The organism is Kitasatospora sp. NPDC040550, from assembly GCF_055594965.1.
Genome location: NZ_JBVIWC010000001.1, coordinates 585208 through 606020, shown reverse-complemented (window position 1 = coordinate 606020; position 20813 = coordinate 585208). Strand labels below are relative to the sequence as shown.

The following is a 20813-nucleotide window of genomic DNA, read 5'->3' as shown; positions in this document are numbered from 1 at the left end:
ATCCGGTTATGTGCTACCTTCCGGTCAAGCGGATGATGCATCCGCTTTCCTGGAGCGAGGAGGACCCATGCGCAAGGCAGCGGTGGTGACGGGCGGGACGGCCGGTATCGGACTGGAGACGGCGCTGGGGCTGGCCGCCGCCGGATACGCGGTCACCGTGGTGGGGCGCGACGCCGACCGGGGTGCGCGAGCGGTCGAGCGCATCGCCGCCACACGCCCGGAACGCCCGGCCCGCTTCCTGGCCGCGGACCTCGGCTCGCTCGACGACGTGCGCGCGCTCGCCGCCCGGATCGGCGCCGACCACGCGGCCCCGGGCCGACCGCTGACCGTGCTGGTCAACAACATCGGGGCGATGTTCCCGGAACGGCGGACCCTCGGCGGCGTCGAGGCCTCCTTCATGGTCAACCACCTGTCGCCGTACCTGCTCACCGAGCTGCTGCTGCCCGCCCTGACAGCCGGTGCGCCGAGCCGGATCGTGAACGTGACCTCGGGCGCGGTCGCCCTCGCCAAGCGGGTGTTCGACGACGTCGAGCCGCCCGGCGGCTACTACGGCTTCCACTGGTACGGCCGCGCCAAGCTCGCCCACCTCGCCCACACCCTCGACCTGGCGGCGCGGCTGGCCGGTACGGGCGTCTCGGTCCTCGCCGCCGACCCCGGAGGTGCGGCGACCGACATGACCGACGGGACGCTGACCGACCCGAGGATCGTCTCGCCGCCGCTGCGACTGCTGTGGCCACTGGTACGCCGCAGGTTCGAGCGTTCGACGTCCGGCCCGGCGTCGGTGGCCGCCAGGCCCTCGATCACCGCCGCGACCGACGAGGCCCTGGCGGGCCGGACCGGCGTCGTGATCGGCGCCCGGGCCCGTCCGGTCGCCCCGTTCCGGGCGGCGACCGACCCGCGCGTGGTCGAGGCGGTGCGCAGGCTCAGTGAGCGGTACGCGCCGAAGGTCGCCGGCTGACCTCCGACCGGTGCCGGCGTCGGTGCCGGTGCCGGCACCGACGGGGAAGCGTGCCGGATGGGTCATCCGGTTAACATGGCCCCATGACCACACCCCTGCGCAAGGACGCCGCCCGCAACTGGGAACGGATCGTCTCCGTCGCTCGGGCCCTGGTCGACGAGGGCACGCCGTTGCAGCTCAACGACGTCGCCCGCCGGACCGGACTCGGCGTCGGCACCGTCTACCGGCACTTCGCCACGCCCGAGGCGCTCCTGGAGACCGTCGCCGCCCCCTGCCTGGAACGGCTCGCCGCTCACGGCGAGCTGGCCCTGGCCGGCACCGACCCCGGGCGGGCGCTGGCGGACTTCCTGGCCCGCACCGTCGAAGCGCAGGTGACCGACGCCTCGCTGGCGCCGGTCGCCGCCGCCGACTCCGCCGCCCTGCCGCGCACCGAGGAGCTCAAGGAGTCGATCCGCTCGGCCGGCACCGTACTCCTCGACCGGGCCCGCGCGGCCGGTGCCGTCCGCCCCGATCTGAACGCGGCCGACCTCGTCCCGCTCATGTGCGGCCTCGCCTACGCCGTGAACGTCCACGGCGGCCCGCCCGCCCAGCGGATCGACACCGCGCACCGTTACCTGGCCACCCTGCTCGGCGGCCTGAGGGCGACTCCGGCGGACGTCGCCGAGCAGGACGCCGCCGGTTCGGGCGGTCGTCCCGCGGAGGGCTGACGGCGGCCGGAGGTCGGTCCGGCCCCGCACCGGGAGGCGGCGGCCGAGGCCCTCTGGAATCCTGGTCCGGGGGCGTCCACCGGGGCACTGAGCGAGGAGACCCGAGATGTCCGGAGAGCACGGTCCTCCGCAGCACCGGGAAGGGCACCCCCGACCCCGGCTGCCGGATCAAGGCCGCCGTCGAGCGGTCCGGCCGAGGAGCCCGCGATGGACCTGAACCTCTCGGGCAAGGTCGCCCTCGTCACCGGGGCCAGCAAGGGGATCGGTCTGGCAGTGACGCAGGCGCTCGCCGCCGAGGGCGTGAAGGTGGCGGCGGTGGCGCGCGGCGTCACCGGCCCGCTGACCGACCTCGCCCTGCGGGTGCATCCGGTGTCGGCGGACCTCACCACCGTGGACGGCCCCGCGGCGGCGGTGGAGGAAGCGGTCTCCCGGTTCGGCGGACTGGACATCCTCGTCAACAACGTCGGTGCGGTGCGGCCCCGGCCGGGCGGCTTCCGGTCCGTCACCGACGACGACTGGCTCCAGGCGCTGACGGTCAACTTCCTCGCCGCCGTCCGTACCACCAGGGCCGCCCTGCCGCACCTGATCGACCGCGGCAACGCCTCGATCGTGACGGTGAGTTCGGTCAACGCCTTCCTGCCCGACCCGGCGGTGATCGACTACGGCGCGGCCAAGGCGGCGCTCACCAACTTCTGCAAGGCCCTCTCCAAGGAGGTCGGTCCGCTCGGGGTGCGCGTCAACACCGTCAGCCCGGGCCCGGTCGCCACGGGGTTGTGGCTCGGTGAGGACGGTGTCGCCGCGACGGTGGCGAAGGCCTCCGGGGCGGAGCCGGAGGACGTCGCCCGTACCGCCGCCGCGCAGTCCGTGACCGGCCGTTTCAGCCGTCCGCAGGAGGTCGCCGACCTCGTGCTCCTGCTGGCCGCCGACCGCAGCGGCAACGTCACCGGGAGCGACTTCGTCATCGACGGCGGCCTGGTCCAGACGCTCTGAGTGCCCCGGGGCCGGAAGTGCCGTGGGATCAGCGGAAGTAGTGGCCCGCTTCGAGGTCTTCGAGGAGGCCGGGTTGGGTGGGGTGCCAGGCGAGGAGGTCGCGGGTCAGGGTGCTGGAGGCGGGCTGGTCGACGGCGAGGATGGCGCCGAGGAAGCCGAAGTCCTCGGCCGGGGCGGAGGCCGTCGGGAGGTCGAGGTGGCGGCCGATCACCTCGGCGACGGCGCGGATCGGCACGCCCTCGTCGCCGACGGCGTGCAGGACCGAACCCGACGGGGCCCGTTCGGCGGCCAGGCGGAACAGGCGCGCGGCGTCGCGCACGTGGACGGCCGGCCAGCGCTGGGAGCCGTCGCCGACGTAGCCGGAGACGCCCTTGGCGCGGGCGGTGGCGATCAGGCCCGCGATGAAGCCGTGGTCGCCGTCGCCGTGGACGGTGCGGGGCAGCCGGACGACGGACGGGCGCAGGCCGCGCTCCGCCATGACGAGGACGGCCGTGGCGTTCTCGTCGCGGCCCGCCGCGAGGGTGCCGGGCACGCTGCGGTCGTGTTCGGTCGCCACCCGTCCGGGCGCCGCAGGCGTCCCGTGGGCGACGACCAGGGGCTTGCCGGATCCTGCGAGGGCCTCGCCGAGGGCCTCGGCCGCGCGGGCGTCGGTGCGGATCGAGGCGTCGAAGTGGGCGAAGTCGTGGACGAAGGCGAGGTGGATGACGGCGTCGGCCCCGGCGGCCCCGGCGCGCAGGGCGTCCAGGTCGTCGAGGTCGCCGCGCAGGACCTCGGCCCCGGTGGCGGCGACCGTGGCGGCCGAGGCGTCGGACCGGGCGAGCCCGGTGACCCGGTGGCCGGCGCCGATGAGTTCGGGGACGACGGCGGAGCCGATCCAGCCGGACGCGCCCGTGACGAAAACCCGCATGACAGAACCTCCAGAACGGTGATGTCAGTGACTGTCGTCAGGCTAGCAGTGATGTCAGAAGCTGTCATCGCGTACGATCACCGCATGGGCAGATGGGAGCCGAACGGGCGCGGACGGCTGGCGGAGGCGGCGCTGGCGCTCTTCGCCGAGCAGGGGTTCGAACGGACCACGGCCGCGGAGATCGCCGCGCGGGCCGGGCTGACCGAGCGGACCTTCTACCGGCACTTCGCCGACAAACGCGAAGTCCTCTTCCACGGCACCGAGTTGATGCGTGAGCTGCTGGTACGGGCCATCGCGGACGCGCCCGCCGACGCGGCCCCGATGGAGACGGTCGGCGCGGCCCTGGAAGCCGTGGGCGCCGTGCTGCAGGAGAACCCCGAACGGGTCCGGCAGCGAGACGCCGTCGTGTCGGCCAATCCGGAACTGCGGGAACGCGAGCTGGTCAAGCTCGACGCGATGGCGGCGGTGACGGCCGAAGCGCTGCGCGGCCGCGGCGTCCCCGAGCCGACCGCCGGCCTGGCGGCCGAAACGGGCATCGCCGTGTTCAAGGTCGCCGTCGCGCGCTGGATCGCCGAGCCGGCCGGGCCGGGCGGCCCGGACCTGCCGGGGCTCATCCGCGCATCCGTGCAGGACCTGCGGCAGGTCCTCGCGGCCGGCACGCCTGCCTGAGGCCGTACGGGGAAGACCCGTACCGGGAAGAGCCGTACGGGGACGACCGGGGAGCTCGTACCGCACTTCGAGGAGATTCGAGGAGAGCCGATGCAGGTAGCCGTGGTCACCTTCGACGGGTTCAACGAGCTCGACAGCTTCATCGCGTCCGCGCTGATCAACCGGTGCCGCAAGGACGGCCTGGAGGCGTTCGTCACCACGCCGACGCCGACGGTCACCTCGATGAACGGCGTGGAGGTGACCGGCCAGCGCCCGCTGGGGTTCGTGACCGAGGCCGACGCGGTGCTGATCGGCAGCGGGATCAGGACCCGCGACGTGGTGGCCGACGACCGGCTGCTCCGCATGCTGCCGCTCGACCCCTCGCGCCAACTGGTGGGCTCGCAGTGCTCGGGCGCCCTGGTGCTGGCCCGCCTCGGACTGCTGGGCACTGTGCCGGCCTGCACCGACACCACCAGCCGACCCTTCGTCGAGGCCGCCGGCGTCACCGTGCTGGACGGGCCGTTCCATGCCGAGGGGAACATCGCCACGGCGGGCGGCTGCCTGGCCTCCCAGTACCTCGCCACCTGGGTGATCACCCGGCTGCTCGGGGAGGACGCCGCCCGCGGCGTCATCGACTACGTGGCGCCGGTCGGGGAGAAGGCGGAGACCGTCGAGCGCGCCCTGCACGCCGTCCGGACGGGCCGGGCCGCACTCCGCTGACCCGCCGGGTCGCCCGCCCCGGTTCTCACGACCGGGCCGGGTCGTTGGGGTGGGACTCCAGCGCGGTCACCGTGAGGGTCATCCACGGCCGCAGCGGGAGGCTGCCGAGCACCTCCTCGCGCAGCTCGTCCTCGTCGGCGGCCCGCCAGATGCCGATGCTGCGCAGCTCGCCGACCGGGCGCCACAACCGCGCCAGGCGCCCGGCGGCGGCCAGCTCGCGGGCGCGGACGGCCTCGGCGGCGCGCCGGCGGTCGACCTCCGCCGCGGGGGTGCCCTCGGGCACGGTGGTGGTGATCTCGACCAGGAACTCGCGCAGGGCCCCGGCGTCGGGTTCGTGCGCGGCGGCGTCGGTTCCCTCGGCGGGGGTGTCCGGGAACTGGGTCATGTCAGGCTCCGTCCAGGGGCGCCCGGCCGGCGGCCGGGGTCGTGGTGGGGCGCCGGGTCGTACGGTGCGGCGCCGGGGGTTCCGTCGTGCGGCCGGTCTCGGCGATCAGGGCGCGGAGTGCGGCGGCGACCGGGGCGGGGCGTTCCTGCATGGCGACGTGGCCGGTGTCGGGGAGGGTGAGCAGGCGGGCGTCGCGGAAGGCGGCGTAGGCGCGCGGGGCGAGCCGGAACGGCACGAGCCGGTCCTCCCGGCCGTAGACCAGCAGGGTGGGGGCGGTGATCCGGCCCGCCTGGTGCCAGGGGGAGGCGGTGCCCCGGTACAGGGAGGCGCGGACCACGGCGCGCATGCCCGCGGGCAGCATCCGTCCCGCGTAAGGGAGTTCGCTGCGGCGCAGCCGTTCGCGGGCCTCCGCCGCGCGCACCTCGGGGCGGACCCGGGTGGGGTCCGCGTAGATCAGGCGGTAGAGGTCGTCCAGTTGGCGGTCCGGGCTCCGGTCGGCGAGCAGCCGGGCGTACAGGCGCGGGGCGCCCGGCAGGGCGAGCAGGGCCGCGCGCAGGGCCTGGGGCGACGGGAGGCCGGGCAGCACGGGGGAGAGCAGGGTCAAGGAGGCGACCAACTCGGGCCGCTGGGCGGCGATGTGAAGGGCCGTCAGGCCGCCGAGGGAGTTGCCGACCAGATGGACCCGGCGGTGCCCGGCGCGGTCGAGGTGGGCGGCGACGGCCGTGGCCTGGCCCTCGACCGTGACCAGGCCGCCGGGCGGGGGCGCCGACCGGCCGTAGCCGGGGAGGTCCAGGGCCAGGCAGTGCACCGAGCCGCGCAACTGGTCGATCAGGGCGGCCCAGTTGTCGGTCCAGCCGCCCAGGCCGTGCAGGAAGACGGCGGTGTCGGCGGCGGGCGCGGTGCCGGGGGTGTAGGCGGCGGCGAGCGGTTGGTGCACGGGGGCCGGTTCCTTCGACGGGTGCGGGTGCGGGTGCGGTGCTGGCGGTGCTGGCGGTGCTGGCGGTGCTGGCGGCGTCGCGCGGCTCACCGTCGCAACGCTCCGGGGGTCTCCGCGATGGCGAGGCGGTAGTGCCCGATCAGCCGGTCGCCGATCGACGCCCAGTCGCGCTCGGCCACGGCGGCGCGGCCCGCCCGGCCGAGTTCGGCCCGCAGGCCGGCGTCCCGGGCGAGCCGGTCGACGGCCGTACGGAACTCCTCGCCCGCGCCGGGTGGCACCAGGAAGCCGGTGCGCCCGGGGCGGACCAGGTCCAGCGGGCCGCCGGCCGCCGGGGCGACCACCGGCAGGCCGCTGGCCATCGCCTCCTGGACGGTCTGGCCGAAGGTCTCGTACGGTCCGGTGTGCGCGAAGACGTCGAACGAGGCGTACAGCCGGGCGAGTTCGTGCCCGGTGCGGCGGCCCAGGAACTCCGCGTCCGGCAGTGCGGCCTCCAGCGGGGCGCGGCACGGGCCGTCGCCGACCACCACCAGCCGGACGCCCGGCAGCCGGGAGGCCTGCACCAGCCGGTCGACCTGCTTCTCGGCCGCCAGCCGTCCGACGTAGCCGACCAGCACCTCGCCGCGCGGGGCGAGCCGACGGCGCAGCGCCTCGTCGCGGTGGCGCGGGTGGAAGCGCTCCCGGTCGACCCCGCGCGGCCACAGGTGGAGCCGGGGGACGCCGTGGGCGGCCAGCGCGTCCAGCGACGCCCGGGAGGGCGCCAGCGTCCGGGCGGCCGCGCCGTGGACGCGCCGCAGGATCCGCCAGGCCGTCCGGGCGCCGGCCTCGCCCGCGAACGGGAGGTAGGTCCGGGCGTAGGCCGCCATGTCCGTCTGGAACACGGCCACGGCCGGGACCGAGGCCCGCCGGGCCGCCGTGGCGCCGGCCGCCCCGAGGGCGAACGGCCCGGCCAGGTGGACGACCTGGGGGCGGTGCCGCTCGATCGCGGCCGCCAACTGCCCGCCGGGCAGGGCGATCCGCACCTCCGGGTAGCCGGGCAGCGGGACGGACGGGACCCGGAGCACCTGGTAGCCGTCCACCCGCTCGGGGCCGCGCCGGGTGCGGGTCGCCGGGGTGACCACCAGGACGCGGTGGCCGCGCGCGGTCAGGTGCTCGGCGGTCCGCAGCACGCTGTGGGCGACGCCGTTGAGCTGCGGGGGGAAGGACTCGGTGACGATCAGGACGCGCAGCGGGCCGCCGTCCGGCCCGGGGGTGGCGGCGGGGGCGAGCGGGGCGGCGGTCCCGGCGGGTGCAGCCGTCGCCGGCCCGGACAGGACGCGGCTCACCGGGCGGCCCCGCTCTCGACCCGGGCCGCACTGCTCTCGGCCCGGGGTCGCCCGTCCTCGGCCCGGGCCCCGGGTACGGCCGCGGTCGGGGGTGCGTCGACGCAGCGGCCCACCGCCCGGAGGTCCCGCAGGATCTCCCGGAACGAGTCGACCAGGCCGGCCTCGAGGTAGGGCAGGCCGACCTCCGCGCAGTAGGCGCGCACGATCCGCGAGGCCGGGCGCAGCGCCGGGACGGGCATGGCCGGGAAGAGGTGGTGCTCGATCTGGTAGCCGAGGCCGCCGAAGAGGAAGTGGGTGAACCGCCCGGCGCGCAGGTTGCGGGAGGGCAGCACCTGGCGCCGGAGGTAGTCCGCGGGCTGCTCGTCCGGTCCGGTCATCGGCATGCCCTTGTGGTTGGGCGCGAAGATGCAGCCCAGGTAGACGCCGAGCACGGCGCCGCACAGCACGGCGAAGGCGAGCGCCTGGAGCGGGGTGAGGACGGCCAGCAGCAGGCCCGCCGCGAGGGCGTAGTGCAGGGCGGCGAGGGTCCGTTCCAGCACCGGGTGGCGCAGTCGGCCCCGGGTCAGGGTCAGGGCGGTGGCGACGACCAGACCGAGGGCCTGGAGCGAGAGCAGCGGGAAGAACAGCTCCGCCTGGTACTTGGCGACCGTCCTCCGCAACCCCCTTGTACGGGAGGCCTGTTCGGCGGTGCGGACGAAGAGCATGGCATTGGCGGCCGGATCGCGCCCTTCGCGGTTGGGGTGGGCGTGGTGGCGGTTGTGGTCGCTGACCCACCAGCCGTAGCTCATCCCGACCACCAGGTTGCCGAGCAGGATGCCCGCGAGATCGGTGCTCCGGCGCCCGGAGAACACCGCGTGGTGCGCGACGTCGTGGCCGAGCAGTGCCAACTGGCCCAGGACGAGGGCGAGTACGGGCGCCAGAGCGAGCTGCCACCAGCTCGCGCCGACGGCGGCGAACCCGGCCAGCAGCAGGGCGAGGGCGGTCAGCAGGGCGGTGGCCCGGCAGCCGTAGTACAGCGGACGCTTGCGGAGCAGCCCGGCCTCGCCGACGCGTCGGCGCAGTTCGGCGAAGTCCCCGTGCCGGGTGGTTCCGGCGGTCGGGGTGTCCTGAAGGGTCATGCCACCATCCCGGTCTCGGGTCGCTCCGGCCGGTCGTGGCCGCAAAGCCACCCGTCCCGGGGCCACGTGCGGTGGCTCCGGGACGGGCGGCGGCCTCACCCTTCCGTACCCGACCGGCCGGTGTGCCCCGGCGGGCCCGTGTCGCGGTCGGAATGGGCTCGAACGGGCGGGTGGGCGGCGGGGGTTGTTCCGTCGGGCATCCGAAGGTCGAGCGTTCTTGCGAGGCTTCCGGCCGGTCCCCGGTGGGGTCCGGCCGGTGGTCCACCCGGGGACCACCCGACCTCGGGTCGGGCGCGGCCGGTCCGGTGCTCTAGCCTTTGGCCAATGACCGGGACGACCGATGTACACGCTGCCGACGTGCCCGATGTGCCAGACGTGCGCTATGTGCCCGATGTGCCCGGCGGGGTCTGGACCAGGCTGACCGCGGCCACCGACCTCGATCGGGAAGTGGCCCGATCCTGGCTCTCCGGGCTCGGTTTCAACCGCTCGGCGCCCGTCGACGTGCTCCTGAGCCTCCTGGATGCCGAAGAGGCCGGCTTCCTCTGGCGGGAGGACCTGCCGCCCGAGGTGATGGACGCCGCGGTCGTCCACGAAGCCAGGCGGGTGCGCGTCATCGCCGCGGAATCCGGTCACCTCTCCGCCGCACAGTGGGACCGGCTCGTCGCCGCCACGCCGAATGCGGGGCTGCGAGGGCTCTTCACGGAGCTCGCGGCCGACCACCTGGCCGCCCGGCGGCTCTCCCGTGGCGGCCGTGGCGTCGGCCGTGCGCCGCACCCCGGCGCCACGCCGCCCGGGACGCCGGAGGAGATCGCGGTGATGGCCGCTGACGTCCCCGACATCGATCCGGAGGGCCTGACGACGGCGCTCTGGTGGATCGGCGCCCTGTACGGGGACGCCGACGCCATGCGTCAGCTCGCGGCCTCGCCGAAACTGCTGGTCCGCCGCAGCGTCGCCAGAGCGCCGCGCCTGCCCGCGGACGTGGTGGCCGGGCTGGCCCGCGACCGGGACCGGGTCGTGCGGCTCTTCCTCGCCGAGTCGTGCGACGACGCTCCGCCGGAGCTGCTCCTGGACGTGGCCGCGTGGTGGGACGGGAGCCTGTCCTTCCCCGGCCGACCGCACAACCACCCCAACTTCCCCCGCGAGGGCCTGCTGCGCTTCGCGACGGACCCCAACCCGCGCCTGCGGGCCCTCGCCCTCGACGACCCGGCCTCGACCGGCGCCCTCGTCGAGCAGCTGAGCCGCGACCCCGATCCGCTCGTACGCGCGGCCGCCGGCCGGGACCGGCGCCTCTCGCCGGAATCGCTCCGAGGGCTCGTCACCGACCCGGACGGAGGCGTGCGCTGGCGGGCCCGGCTCAACCCCGCCCTGCCACCGGATCTGCTGGTGACGCTGCTGCTCGAAGCCGACAGCGCCGAGCACGCCGTCCGTAACCCCGCCATCCCCGTCCCCGTCCTGCGCCGGATGGCCGCGCTCGGCAGACTCCGGGCCGCGACCGGAACCTCCTGAGCACCGGACCTCCCGAGCACCGGACATCCTGAGCACCGGACCTCCCGAGCACCGGAGCATCTGAGCACCGGAGCACCTGAGCGCCGGCGGAGCCGGGGCCGACGCCGGTGAGGCCCCTGTGCACCAGGGGCCTCGGGCGGTCGGTCGGCGGATCAGCGGGCCGGCCGACCAGGAGGCCGGCCGATCAGCCGGCCTCCGGTCCGGTTGCTCAGTGGATCAGGTGGAGCGAGAACTGGTCGTCGGTGGGGACGGACGGGGTCTTGACGTGGGTCACGCCCGTTGCCGGGTCGTGGTACCAGCCGGAGGCGGCGGTGTCGAGGGCGGCGGCCGAGTGGAGTTCGGGCAGCCGCCCGCCCTGGGTGACGACCAGGCGCGGGGCGGACTGGCCGTGCACGGTGAAGCGGTACGAGCGGGCGTCCGGCTTGCCGGTGTAGCTGCCCTCGCTGGCCCCGACCTCGACGGTGGTGACCGGCCCATGGGCGTGCACCTCGACCTGCTGGGTGGCGGAGGACCCGGCGTTGTACTGGCGGGTGACGCCGTCGTCCTCGTACAGGGTGTACGAGGAGTCGCCCTGCGGGTAGAGGTCGTAGTCGAGTTCGCCGCGGTCGCGGTTCTGCCAGGACAGTGTGCCCTGCGGCCACATCGGGACGATGGCGCCGCCCTTGACGAACACCGGCAGGGTGTCCAGCGGGGCGGAGTAGTTGTCGATGGTGGTGGGGCCCTGGTAGGTGCGCCCGGTCCAGTAGTCGGTCCAGGTGCCCTCGGGCAGGTAGATGCCGTTGCGCACCGAGGTGTCGGAGTAGACCGGGGCGACCAGGAAGTCCGGCCCGGCGAGGAACTCGTACTTGGCGTTCGGGCCGAGCGCGGCCTGGTCGTGCGGGTACTCCAGGGCGAGCGGGCGGACGGCGCCGATGCCGGTGCGGGTGGCCTCGGCGGACAGGGTGTACATGTACGGCAGCAGGTGTTCCTTGAGCTGCAGGTACTTGCGGTTGATCGAGGTGTAGGGCTCGCCGTCCAGCCACGGCTGCTGGTCGCGCTGCTCCTTGCCGGTCATGTCCTTGGCCCAGCCGTCCATGGTCATGATGGTCGGCAGGAAGGCCTTCCACTGGAGGTCGCGGGTGTACATCTTGGGGTCGCGGCGGAAGATCGAGCCGACGTCCCCGGTGTCGTAGGCGATGCCGGACATGGTGGCGCCCGCGTAGGTGGGGATCTGCCAGCGGATGTAGTCCCAGGACAGGCTCTGGTCGCCGCTCCACAGTACGCCGCAGCGCTGGGCGCCGGCCCAGGAGACCGGCAGCCAGACGAAGCCGCGGGCGTCGCTGTTGTCCTCGATGCCGGCCTTGGCCTGGTCGCAGGCGTTCAGCGCGAAGTCGTAGCCGTTGCCGACCCAGGCGACGTCGAGCTTGCGCACCCGGACCCCGGCCTTGACCTCCTCGGCCTGGTTGGGCAGGCCGTTCTGGGTCCACAGGCCGAGCTGGGCGTGGTCCTTGCGCAGGCCCTCGCCGGTCTGCGGGAGGTTCTCGTAGCCGCAGCCGTAGCCGTCGTTGACCAGCATCCAGCCGAGCGGCATCTGGTTCTGCACGTAGCCGTCGGCGACCTTGAGGGCGTCGGTGGTGTGGCGCTCGCCGCGGTTGGCGTTGTGCAGGTAGCAGTCGGAGTCGCCGGGTTCCAGGCCGTAGACCGGCGGCATGAAGGGCTTGCCGACCAGCGAGGTGTACTGGCCGATGACGGACTTGACGTCACCGGTGAAGTAGTAGGCGTCCAGGCGCCGTTCCTGCTGCCCGGTGCGCACCGGCGAGCCGAAGTCGTAGATCCCGGGGGCGAAGGTGTTGCGGAAGACGCCGTAGCCGCCGCTGGAGACGTAGAACGGCTGGGAGTTGTTGTAGCCGCCCTCGTTCCAGTTGGTGCTGTTGGCGACGTGGACGGTCTGGTCGCGGTGCGAGAAGCTGCCGTTCTGCTCGCCGCCGCCGAAGAACTGCTCGTCGGCGCCGCGGGTCAGGCTCTGCCGCAGGCCGCTGGTGGACCAGCGCATCGGGGCGTTCTCCTGCCAGATCGCGGTGCGGTTGTCGGCCTGGTAGAGGCCGAACCGCAGCGGGTGCTTGTAGACCCGCAGCACGACGTGGCCGGAGCGGATGCCGTAGTAGTCGCCGGCGTCGAACGAGGAGGTGCGGGGCTGGAGTTCGGGCTGCTTGCGGATGATGGTGCTGCCCGCCGGGTCGGTGATGGTGCCGTCCGGCGCGGCGCGCAGCCGCAGTTGGTCGTCGGCGAGGAAGTCGACCTTGGCCTTGAGGGTGCCCGCGGCGATGTCGTAGCTGCCCTTGCCGCCGCTGAACGAGGTGAGGTCGCCGGCGTCGGCGGTCTGCGGCAGGTAGGCGCGGCCGGTGAAGGAGCCGCCGTGCACGTCGTACGGGACGACCAGGACGTGGTAGGTGCCGGAGGCCTTGGGGATCACCGTCGCCTCCGGGTCGGCGGTGCCCGCGCTCTCGGCGACCTCCTTGCCGTTGGCGTCGTAGATGTACAGGTCGAAGTCGTCGGTGGGGTTCTGCCACTGGACGGAGATCGGGACGCCGCCCTCGGGGTTGTCGTCCCAGTAGCCGGTCGGGACGTTCACCGTCAGGTCGAAGCGGGCGCAGACCGCGCCGTCCGGGTCCTGGGCGACGGCGGGGCAGGAGGTGGCGCCGCCGAGGGTGCCCTTGGCGTAGCTGGGGCTCTGCCAGGTGACGCTCTGGTGGTCGCCGTCCAGGACGGCGGCGGGCGGGCCGGCGGCGTGGGCCGGCACGACGGGGCCGGTGACGGCGGCGAGGCTGGTCAGGGCCGCCGCGAGGGCGGCCCGGCGGAGCTGGGGTCGGAGCAGGCGCACGGGGGTTCTCCTGTCGACTCGGGGCTCGGGGCTCGGGGCTCGGGGGACGGGGGCTCGGGGGACGGGGGTTCGATCCGGTTGTTCGGAGCGCTACTTGACGGATCCGGCGGTCAGGCCGGAGACCACGTGCCGCTCGATCAGCGCGAACAGCACCACCACCGGCACGATCGCGACGACCGAGCCGGCGAACAGGTAGTTCCACTGGACGGTGTAGTTGCCGATGAAGCTGTTGATCCCGACGGTCAGCGGCTGGCTGCCCGGATCGGTGGACAGCGTGAGGCCCATGACGAACTCGTTCCAGGCGGAGATGAAGGTGAAGATCACCGCCGTGACCACGCCCGGCAGGGCCAGCGGCAGCACCACCCGGCGCAGCGCCCCGATCCGGCCCAGCCCGTCGAGCATGGCGGCCTCCTCCAGCTCCACCGGGATCGAGGAGATGTACGCGGTGAGGATCCAGACCGCGAAGGCCAGGTTGAAGGCGGCGTTGCAGAGGATCAGCGTCCAGACCGAGTTGAGCATGGACAGCTGGTAGAACTCCCGGTAGAGGCCCACCAGCAGGGAGGTCGGCTGGAACATCTGGGTGACCAGCACCAGCAGCAGGAACAGCCGGCGGCCCCGGTAGCGCACCCGGGCGGTGTAGTAGGCGGCGGGCAGCGCGACCAGCAGGGCCAGCAGGGTGGAGCCGCCGGCCACCAGCAGGGTGACCCGCAGGTTGCCGCCGAGTGTCGACTCCTGCCACACGCCGACGAAGTTGGACCAGGCGAAGTGCCGTGGCAGGTACGTCGCGTCGCGCAGCTCGTCGGCCGGGCGCAGCGCGGTGACCACCATCTCCAGGTACGGGAACAGGAAGACCGCCGCCAGCAGCCAGGCCGTCCCCGCGAGAGCCAGGGTGCGCGGCCTCCAACGGTTCTGACGCGGCATCAGCTCTCCTCCTGGTTCCATCGGCTGACCTTGAGGAAGGCCAGCACCATCAGCACCACGAGGGCGAAGTTGACCACCGACATCGCCGCGGACTCCCCGATGTCGGTGGACTTCAACTGGTACATGAACACCGTGCTGGTGGCGGTGTCGCTGCTCGGGCCGCCCTGGGTCATGCCCCAGATCACCGGGAAGGAGTTGAAGACGTTGATCAGGTTGATCACCAGGCCGACCAGGAACGCCGGGCGCAGCAGCGGCAGGGTGATCCGCCGGTACGCCTGCCAGGACGAGGCGCCGTCCACCCGCGCCGCCTCGTACACCTCGCCGGGGACGGTCTGCAGGCCGGCCAGCAGGGTGTAGGTGGTGAACGGGAGGGACACGAACACCGCGACGAAGACCATCCAGGGCCAGGCCGTCGACGGGTCGCCCAGCCAGTCCCGCGGGCCGTCGACCAGTCCGAGGTCGGTCATGACGGTGTTCAGCACGCCCGCCGTCCGGTCCAGCATCCAGCGGAAGCCGATCGCGGTCATCAGCACGGACGCCGCCCACGGGGCGATCAGCGCCCAGCGGGCGTAGCGCCGGCCGGGGAAGCGCTGGTCGAACAGCTGGGCGAGGGCGAGCGACAGCAGCATGGTCAGGCCGACCACGGCGAGGGTCCAGGCGACCGTGGCCAGCAGGACGTGACCGAGGTCCGTCTCGCCGAACAGCTTGCGGTACTTGTCCAGTCCGGCCGAGCCGCGGACGAAGCCGCTGGTGCTGACCCGCAGGAACGAGGTGCGGACCATCTCGTACACCGGCCACAGCACCACGGCGAGGATCAGCAGCACGGCCGGGGCGATCCACGGCAGCGGGCCGAACCGACGGCCTCTGCGCACAGGGGGGTTGGGAGTCACGGGGGTGCCTTTCACGGCCGTCGACGGGTGCCGGCCGTCACTCGCTCGGTGCCGGCCGTCATGCGCTCGGGGTGGGCCGTCAACTGGTCGGGGTGGGCCGTCAACTGGTCGGGTTGGGCCGTCACTTGTTCGCGACCGCGTCCTGGGCCTTCTTCTGGAGGTCGCCGAGCACCTTGGCCGGGTCGCCCGCGACGGCGCTGCCGACCGACTTCTTGATCTCGGCCGAGACCGCGTCCCAGGTGGTGTCGCCGAGCGGGTAGAACACGGCGTGCGGCAGCAGCGCGAAGAACGGTGCGAGGTCCTGGTGCTTGCCCCCGGCGGTCAGCTCCTGCAGCGCGCTCCGGGTGACCGGCATCAGGTTGTACGTCTCGTCGAATGAGACCTGGTTGTCCTTGTCGTACGCGAAGTCGAGGAACTTCCGGATCTGGTCGCGGTGCCCGTTCTTCTTGAACGCCATCATCCAGTCCGCCACGCCGAGGGTGGAGGCCAGCGGGCCGTTCTTGCCGGGGATGGGCGCGACGCCGTAGTCGACCTTGCCGTCCTGCGCCATCTGGATCAGCGACGGGTGCCCGTTGAGCATGGCCGCCTTTCCGGCCGCGAAGTCCGCGAAAGCGGTCTTGCGGTCGGTGGTGGCCGGGTTGGCGTAGGTCAGGCCCGGGTCGACCAGGTTTGACCTGAGCCAGCGGAAGGTGTCGATGTTGGCCTGGCTGTTCAGGGTGTACGCGCCGTCCTTCCCGGTCGGCCCGCCGTCGTCGCCCAGTTCCCAGATCATGCTCTCGCCCTGGGCCTCCTCCGGCCCCAGCGGCAGCGCGTACGGCGTGACCCCGGGCACCTTGGCCTTCACCAGCTCGGCGTCCTTGCGCAACTCCTCCCAGCTGGTGGGCGGTTGGCCGATCCCGGCCTGCTGGAACAGCGCCTTGTTGTAGAACAGCGCCCGCGCCGAGGAGACGAACGGGATGCCGTACTGCACGCCCTTGACCTGCCCGGCCCGGGCGAAGCTGTCGATCAGATCGCCCCGGGTGTCCGGCGAGAGCACGTCCTCGGCCTTGTACAGCAGGTCGTCGGCGACCTTGTCGGCGTACCCGCCGGTCTGCAGCACGTCCGGGACGTTGCCGCTCTGGATCATCGTCTTGACCTGCTTGTCGATGTCGTTCCAGTTCACCACCTGGACGTCCACCTTGATGCTCGGGTTGGCCGCGGTGAACGCGGTGGCGACCCGGTTCCAGTAGTTCTTCGAGCTGTTGGACTCCTTGTCGCCGTAGTCGGCGGCCACCAGCTTGAGCGTCACCTTCCCGTCGGCGTCCGCCCCGCCACCGCCGCTCCCGCCGCCACTGCCGCAGGAGGTGAGGGCGAGCGCCCCCAGGGCACACGCCGAGACGAGGGCCAGCACACGTTTGTCCACCGCAGATACCGCCTTCGTGCGTGCTTGATCGGATGATCCAAGATGCTTGAAGAACACTGGTTTTGAGCAGTTTCGAAAGAGCAGCTTGCTGCTCCGGGCGGTTCATGTCAATCGTGACTGCAGTTTTGAGCAACCCGTCCCCTCGATCTCGTTCCACCGCGACCCGCTCTGCGCAGAAACGCTCAAACGGGCAAGGCCTCGTCCCGGAGCCAGGGGTGAGCACCCGTCACCCACGAGGAGAAGGAGGGCCCGGACGGGCGGAAGACGAGCGAGCGGGCCGCGTGCTCGCGGTATTGTGGCGCGCGCGGTCGGGGAGGCCGCAGGTGAGGACGGCGGTTCGGGCGTACGGCCCGGACGTTCGGGAGGGGAGTGGCGTGGCCGGGGACGTGACGGTGGAGACGATCGACCTGGGGGACGGCACCACGGTACGGGCCGAGGTGATCGGCGAGGTGGGCTTCGCCGCCGCCGGGGGCGAGGACGGGTTCGGCGACGTGGGGCTGCGGGACCGGGCCGCCCGGGTCGGGTCGGCGGTCGCGCTGTCCCTGGACCAGGTGCGCGGCACCGTGCAGGGCATCGGGCGCTGGGCCGCCGAGACGATCACCCAGGGCGGGGCCGGGGCCCCGGACTCCTTCGAGGTCGAGTTCGGCCTCAAACTGGCCGTGAAGTCCGGGCAGTTGCTCGGGATCATCGCGGAGGCCGGGAGCGAGGCCGGGCTGACCGTCAAGCTCTCCTGGGACCTCGCGGCGCGCCGGGAGCGGGCGGGCGCAGCGGTGAGCGCGGGAGACGGCGCCGAGGCCGCCACCCCCGCCGCCGCGGAGTGACCGGCCCGCACCTCGACCGCACCCGGGCCGAGGCGCTGCACCGCTGCGCCGTCCGGATCGAGGCCGCGGGCGCCTTCCTGGGCAGCGGCTTCCTGGTCGCCCCGGGCCTGGCGGTCACCTGCGCGCACGTGGTGCTGGACCGGCACGGCCCGGCCGAGGGACTGGTGGTGCGGCACGGCGCGAGCACTCACCCGGTGCCGCCCGGCGCCGTCCGGGCCGAACCCGCCGGCCTGGGCGCCGGCCCCTTCGAGGCGTTCCCCGACCTCGCGCTGCTCGACGTCCCGGCGGCCGCCCCCGGCCACCCGGTCGCCCCGCTGGCGGGCGCCGAGGCCGAGCCGGGGACGTGGCTGACCGCCCTCGGCCACTCCACGGCCACCCCGACTCCGGGGGTCAACGAGGACACGGTGGCCCTCCAAGTCGTCGGCCGGTCCGGTGAGTTCATCGCCGTCACCGGTTTCGTGCAGCCCGGCCTGAGCGGCAGCATGCTGGTCGGGCCGGACGGGCTGGTGCGCGGCGTGCTCAAGGGCAGCCGCTCGTACAAGCAGGACCTGGGAGGCTGGTACGTGCCGCTGGCGGCGCTGATCGCCTTCCTCGGCCCGGTGGTGCGCGCGGCCGCGCCCCCGCCACCTCCCACCGACGCCGACGTGGTGACGGCGCTGATGGCCGTCCCGTACACCGCGCGCGCCGACGGCCGGTTCGACCTGCTGGAGCGGATGGGCGAACACCTCGGCCTGCCGCACTCCTTCGAGGTCGAGGAACGCCCCGACCGCCGCGACCACCTGTTCCGCATCGTGCGCCGCTGCCGCCACCACCGCGACGCCCCGGCGGCGCTCCGCGCGCTGTACACGGCACTGGAGGAACTCGCCCCCCACGACGGCGCGTTGCCGCACCTGCGGGACGTGCTGGACCGGGCCGCCGAGGACCGCCCCGCGGACGGTCCGGGGAGCTGGTAGACCGATGCACACCGGCGCGTACGGCGGCCGGCCGCCGCAGGCCGCCGTCGGACAGGGCACCCACCTCGCCGCCCCGTTCGAGGAGGCCGAGGGCCTGCTGGCCGACATCCTGTTCGACTTCCAGGGCATCTCCCGGCGGGACTTCCGCCAGGGCGTGCTGGAGACGATGGGCCGCTCCCCGGCCTCCCGCCTCTTCCACCTGGACGTCAAGGAGGCCGACACCGCGCGCGAACACGTCCTGGAGATCCTGCGGAGCATCCGCTGCGCCCACGACCCCCGGGCCGTACTCGGCTCGCTCGGCGCGGCGCTCAGGGACCACGACCCGCACGGCGGCGCCCTGCCCTGGCTGGAGGTGACCGTGCTCGCGCTGACCGCCGAGACCGGACTGCCGGCCGGCGTCCTGCTGCGCGCCATCGCCCTGCTGCGCACCCTGAACCCGGCCCCCGGCCCGCACCGACTGCTGCTCCACGTGCCCCCGAACGCACCCGGCCGCCACCGCATCGACGAGCGGACCACCCTGCCAGAGGTCCTCACCCGGCTGCTGGACCACTTCGGCGGCCCCGACGCCGGCTACGCCCTGACCTTCCTGGACGGCCTGGCCCGGGACCGGGACCTGCTGCTCCAGCACCCCCGGCTCGCCGACCTGGGCGCCCTGCTGTGCAGCCTCCCCGTCGCCCGCCCCGCACCCCCGGAGAAGGCGGCCGCCCGCCTGATCGTGCAGATCCGGCTGGAACCCGAGACCCCGGAGCACATCGAGGCCGGCCGCTACCACCTCCGGGCGTCCTGCTACCGGCAGCCACTGGCCGGCGGCCCGATCGAGCGCCTCCACGACCTCGTCGCCACCGACTCGCTCGCCCTGGAGGACCTGGTCGCCGAGGGCAGCGCCCGGCTGGCCGGCTGGCAGACCCTCGTCTCCGAGCTCGGCCGGAACAGGCGCAGCCCCGTCCGGATCGAATTCCTGCTGCCCAGGGAACTGCTCGGCCACAGCGCCGAACTGTGGTCCCCGACCCTGGACGGACGCCGGATCGGACTGCTGCACCCGGTGGTGGTCCGCTACCTGGACCGCTACATCAACCCGTGGCTGCAGACCGAGGCCTGGTACGACCGGTGGGAGCACCTGTTCGCCGACACCCTCGACTGCGAGGCCGCCGACCGGATCGGCTGGCCGCCCCTGCACCCCGAACGGGTCGCCGACCTGCCCGGCTGGCTCGACGGCCGCCCCACCGTCGCCTGCCTCGGCCTCGACACCCCGTACGACGACCTCGACCCCCGGGTGCGCGCGGCCGTGCTCGACGCCGTGGAGATCGACGGCGTCCCGGCCATGCTGTGGCGCCGCGCCCCCGGGGCCCCGACCGACGTGGTCGACGCCCTGCGCCGCGACCGCCCGCGCTCACTCGCCCACCTGCCGGAAGCCGTCCACCGGCACCGCAAGGTGACCAGGGAGGCGCCCACCCAGGACGGTGTCACCCTCTTCTGGGACGACCCGAACTGCATGGACCCGGATCAGGACGCCGGGTTCCCGGGGATGGTGTGAGACGGATGGTGTGAGGCGGATGGTGTGAGCCGGACGGCGCGAGGCGGATGGTCGGCGGTGGAGCGGGAATCAACGGCACGGGATACGGCGGTGCGCAGGAGCACCGCGCGGGGAACGACCGCGCGCAGCACCGAGGAACGGGAAACGATGCGCAGGACCGAGGAGCGGCAAACGATGAGGACGAGGCGGTAACGATGCCCGAGAACTGGTGGATCTACCGGGGCACCGGCGTGCCCCACGGCGGCATCGCCGCGCTCCCGCCCGCCCCGGCCTGGCGCTCCTTCGGCGACTGGGTCGACGGCGACGAGGAACTCCCGCCGCCCCCGGCCGAGGCGGCCGCCGGCCTGACCGCCCGCCGGCTCGGCCGCGTCCAACAGGCCACCGCCTACCAGGCCGACGAGCGGGAGATCCACCTCGTCAACCTGGCCCTCCACCTGCGCCGCCCGCTGCTGATCACCGGCAAGCCCGGCGTCGGCAAGTCCACCCTGGCCTACGCCGTCGCCCACGAGCTGGGCCTCGGCCCGGTGCTGCGCTGGCCGATCAGCAGCCGCTCCACCCTGCGCGACGGCCTCTACACCTACGATGCCATCGGCCGGCTCCACGAGGCCGGCCTGCACGCGCCGCAGGACGGCACCGACCGCAGGCCGCCCGCCATCGGCCGGTTCCTGCGCCTCGGCCCGCTCGGCACCGCCCTGCTGCCCTGGCGCACCCCCCGCGTCGTCCTCATCGACGAGATCGACAAGAGCGACATCGACCTGCCCAACGACCTCCTCAACGTCTTCGAGGAGGGCGAGTTCGAGATCCCCGAACTCCAGCGCCTCGGCCCGGGCCCGCAGGAGGTCGCCGTCGCCGACCCCGGCCGGCGCGCCGTCGTCCGCGGCGGCCACGTGCGCTGCGCCCACTTCCCGCTGGTCGTCCTCACCAGCAACGGCGAGCGGGAGTTCCCCTCCGCCCTGCTGCGCCGCTGCGTCCGGCTGGAGATCCAACCGCCCACCGAGGAACGGCTGGCCGCCATGGTTGCCGCCCACCTCGGCACGGACGGCAGCCCGGACGGCGCCCAACGCGCCGCGCTGATCACCGAGTTCCTGCGCCGCCAGCGCGAGGACGGCGCCGACCTGGCCAACGACCAGCTGCTCAACGCCCTGCTGATGGCCGAGCGCGGCCTGTGGGGCAGCGCACCGGGGCGCGACGTCATCCAGGACGTCCTGCTGCGCCCGCTCAACGAGAGCTGAGG

At 73.8% G+C, this 20813-nt stretch carries 19 protein-coding genes; 10 read left to right on the top strand and 9 right to left on the bottom strand.

Going from position 1 to position 20813, the window contains the following annotated elements; genetic code table 11:
* Positions 1-67 precede the first annotated feature (67 nt).
* The 3 genes from ACZ58X_RS02720 to ACZ58X_RS02710 all read left to right on the top strand — a co-directional run bounded on the left by ACZ58X_RS02720 (position 68) and on the right by ACZ58X_RS02710 (position 2655).
* Entirely contained in the window at positions 68-958 is an 891-nt protein-coding gene (locus ACZ58X_RS02720) for an SDR family NAD(P)-dependent oxidoreductase (RefSeq protein ID WP_470331845.1), read from the top strand.
* Positions 959-1041: 83 nt separating this feature from the next.
* Complete coding sequence (locus ACZ58X_RS02715; protein WP_470331844.1) at positions 1042-1665, top strand: TetR/AcrR family transcriptional regulator; 624 nt, start codon at positions 1042-1044, stop codon at positions 1663-1665.
* A 207-nt stretch (positions 1666-1872) separates the two neighbouring features.
* The gene (locus ACZ58X_RS02710) at positions 1873-2655 is read left to right on the top strand and encodes an oxidoreductase (RefSeq protein WP_470331843.1); all 783 of its coding nucleotides are present in this window, start codon (positions 1873-1875) and stop codon (positions 2653-2655) included.
* A 28-nt stretch (positions 2656-2683) separates the two neighbouring features.
* Here the strand turns inward: ACZ58X_RS02710 and ACZ58X_RS02705 are convergent, their stop codons facing one another.
* A complete protein-coding gene (locus tag ACZ58X_RS02705) occupies positions 2684-3562 on the bottom strand; it encodes an SDR family oxidoreductase (RefSeq protein ID WP_470331842.1) in 879 nt (292 codons plus the stop codon).
* An 84-nt stretch (positions 3563-3646) separates the two neighbouring features.
* Here ACZ58X_RS02705 and ACZ58X_RS02700 point away from each other — a divergent pair, with 84 nt between their 5' ends.
* Positions 3647-4231, top strand: coding sequence for a TetR/AcrR family transcriptional regulator (locus ACZ58X_RS02700; RefSeq protein ID WP_470331841.1), 585 nt, complete (start codon positions 3647-3649; stop codon positions 4229-4231).
* Between the two features lie 90 nt (positions 4232-4321).
* Positions 4322-4930, top strand: a complete 609-nt coding sequence (locus ACZ58X_RS02695) for a DJ-1/PfpI family protein (RefSeq protein ID WP_470331840.1) — start codon at positions 4322-4324, stop codon at positions 4928-4930.
* A 25-nt stretch (positions 4931-4955) separates the two neighbouring features.
* On the opposite strand, the gene ACZ58X_RS02690 is transcribed toward ACZ58X_RS02695, so the two are convergent.
* The 4 genes from ACZ58X_RS02690 to ACZ58X_RS02675 all read right to left on the bottom strand — a co-directional run bounded on the left by ACZ58X_RS02690 (position 4956) and on the right by ACZ58X_RS02675 (position 8692).
* Complete coding sequence (locus tag ACZ58X_RS02690; RefSeq protein WP_470331887.1) at positions 4956-5246, bottom strand: muconolactone Delta-isomerase family protein; 291 nt, start codon at positions 5244-5246, stop codon at positions 4956-4958.
* A 70-nt stretch (positions 5247-5316) separates the two neighbouring features.
* Positions 5317-6252, bottom strand: coding sequence for an alpha/beta fold hydrolase (locus tag ACZ58X_RS02685; RefSeq protein WP_470331839.1), 936 nt, complete (start codon positions 6250-6252; stop codon positions 5317-5319).
* 86 nt (positions 6253-6338) lie between these two features.
* On the bottom strand, positions 6339-7478 hold the full coding sequence (locus ACZ58X_RS02680; protein ID WP_470331886.1) for a glycosyltransferase family 4 protein: 1140 nt from the start codon (positions 7476-7478) through the stop codon (positions 6339-6341).
* A 92-nt stretch (positions 7479-7570) separates the two neighbouring features.
* The gene (locus tag ACZ58X_RS02675) at positions 7571-8692 is read right to left on the bottom strand and encodes an acyl-CoA desaturase (RefSeq protein WP_470331838.1); all 1122 of its coding nucleotides are present in this window, start codon (positions 8690-8692) and stop codon (positions 7571-7573) included.
* A gap of 357 nt (positions 8693-9049) precedes the next feature.
* Here ACZ58X_RS02675 and ACZ58X_RS02670 point away from each other — a divergent pair, with 357 nt between their 5' ends.
* Positions 9050-10198: a hypothetical protein gene (locus ACZ58X_RS02670; protein WP_470331837.1), complete on the top strand. Its 1149-nt coding sequence runs from the start codon at positions 9050-9052 to the stop codon at positions 10196-10198.
* Between the two features lie 208 nt (positions 10199-10406).
* On the opposite strand, the gene ACZ58X_RS02665 is transcribed toward ACZ58X_RS02670, so the two are convergent.
* The 4 genes from ACZ58X_RS02665 to ACZ58X_RS02650 form a co-directional block, all read right to left on the bottom strand.
* Positions 10407-13058 carry a glycoside hydrolase family 31 protein gene (locus tag ACZ58X_RS02665; protein ID WP_470331836.1) on the bottom strand — a complete coding sequence of 884 codons (2652 nt, stop codon included), beginning with the start codon at positions 13056-13058 and terminating at the stop codon, positions 10407-10409.
* Positions 13059-13148: 90 nt separating this feature from the next.
* The gene (locus ACZ58X_RS02660) at positions 13149-13979 is read right to left on the bottom strand and encodes a carbohydrate ABC transporter permease (RefSeq protein WP_470331835.1); all 831 of its coding nucleotides are present in this window, start codon (positions 13977-13979) and stop codon (positions 13149-13151) included.
* Positions 13979-14851: a carbohydrate ABC transporter permease gene (locus ACZ58X_RS02655; RefSeq protein ID WP_470331834.1), complete on the bottom strand. Its 873-nt coding sequence runs from the start codon at positions 14849-14851 to the stop codon at positions 13979-13981. The genes ACZ58X_RS02660 and ACZ58X_RS02655 overlap by 1 nt, the downstream gene beginning before the upstream one ends.
* A gap of 139 nt (positions 14852-14990) precedes the next feature.
* On the bottom strand, positions 14991-16271 hold the full coding sequence (locus tag ACZ58X_RS02650) for an extracellular solute-binding protein (RefSeq protein WP_470331833.1): 1281 nt from the start codon (positions 16269-16271) through the stop codon (positions 14991-14993).
* A 374-nt stretch (positions 16272-16645) separates the two neighbouring features.
* On the opposite strand from ACZ58X_RS02650, the gene ACZ58X_RS02645 reads away from it, so the two are divergent.
* From ACZ58X_RS02645 to ACZ58X_RS02630, 4 genes are all read left to right on the top strand, one after another.
* Complete coding sequence (locus tag ACZ58X_RS02645; RefSeq protein ID WP_470331832.1) at positions 16646-17092, top strand: CU044_2847 family protein; 447 nt, start codon at positions 16646-16648, stop codon at positions 17090-17092.
* Positions 17089-18045, top strand: coding sequence for a trypsin-like peptidase domain-containing protein (locus ACZ58X_RS02640; protein ID WP_470331831.1), 957 nt, complete (start codon positions 17089-17091; stop codon positions 18043-18045). Before ACZ58X_RS02645 ends, ACZ58X_RS02640 begins: the two co-directional genes overlap by 4 nt.
* A gap of 4 nt (positions 18046-18049) precedes the next feature.
* The gene (locus ACZ58X_RS02635; RefSeq protein WP_470331830.1) at positions 18050-19579 is read left to right on the top strand and encodes a VMAP-C domain-containing protein; all 1530 of its coding nucleotides are present in this window, start codon (positions 18050-18052) and stop codon (positions 19577-19579) included.
* 194 nt (positions 19580-19773) lie between these two features.
* Positions 19774-20811: an AAA family ATPase gene (locus ACZ58X_RS02630; RefSeq protein ID WP_470331829.1), complete on the top strand. Its 1038-nt coding sequence runs from the start codon at positions 19774-19776 to the stop codon at positions 20809-20811.
* Positions 20812-20813 lie beyond the last annotated feature (2 nt).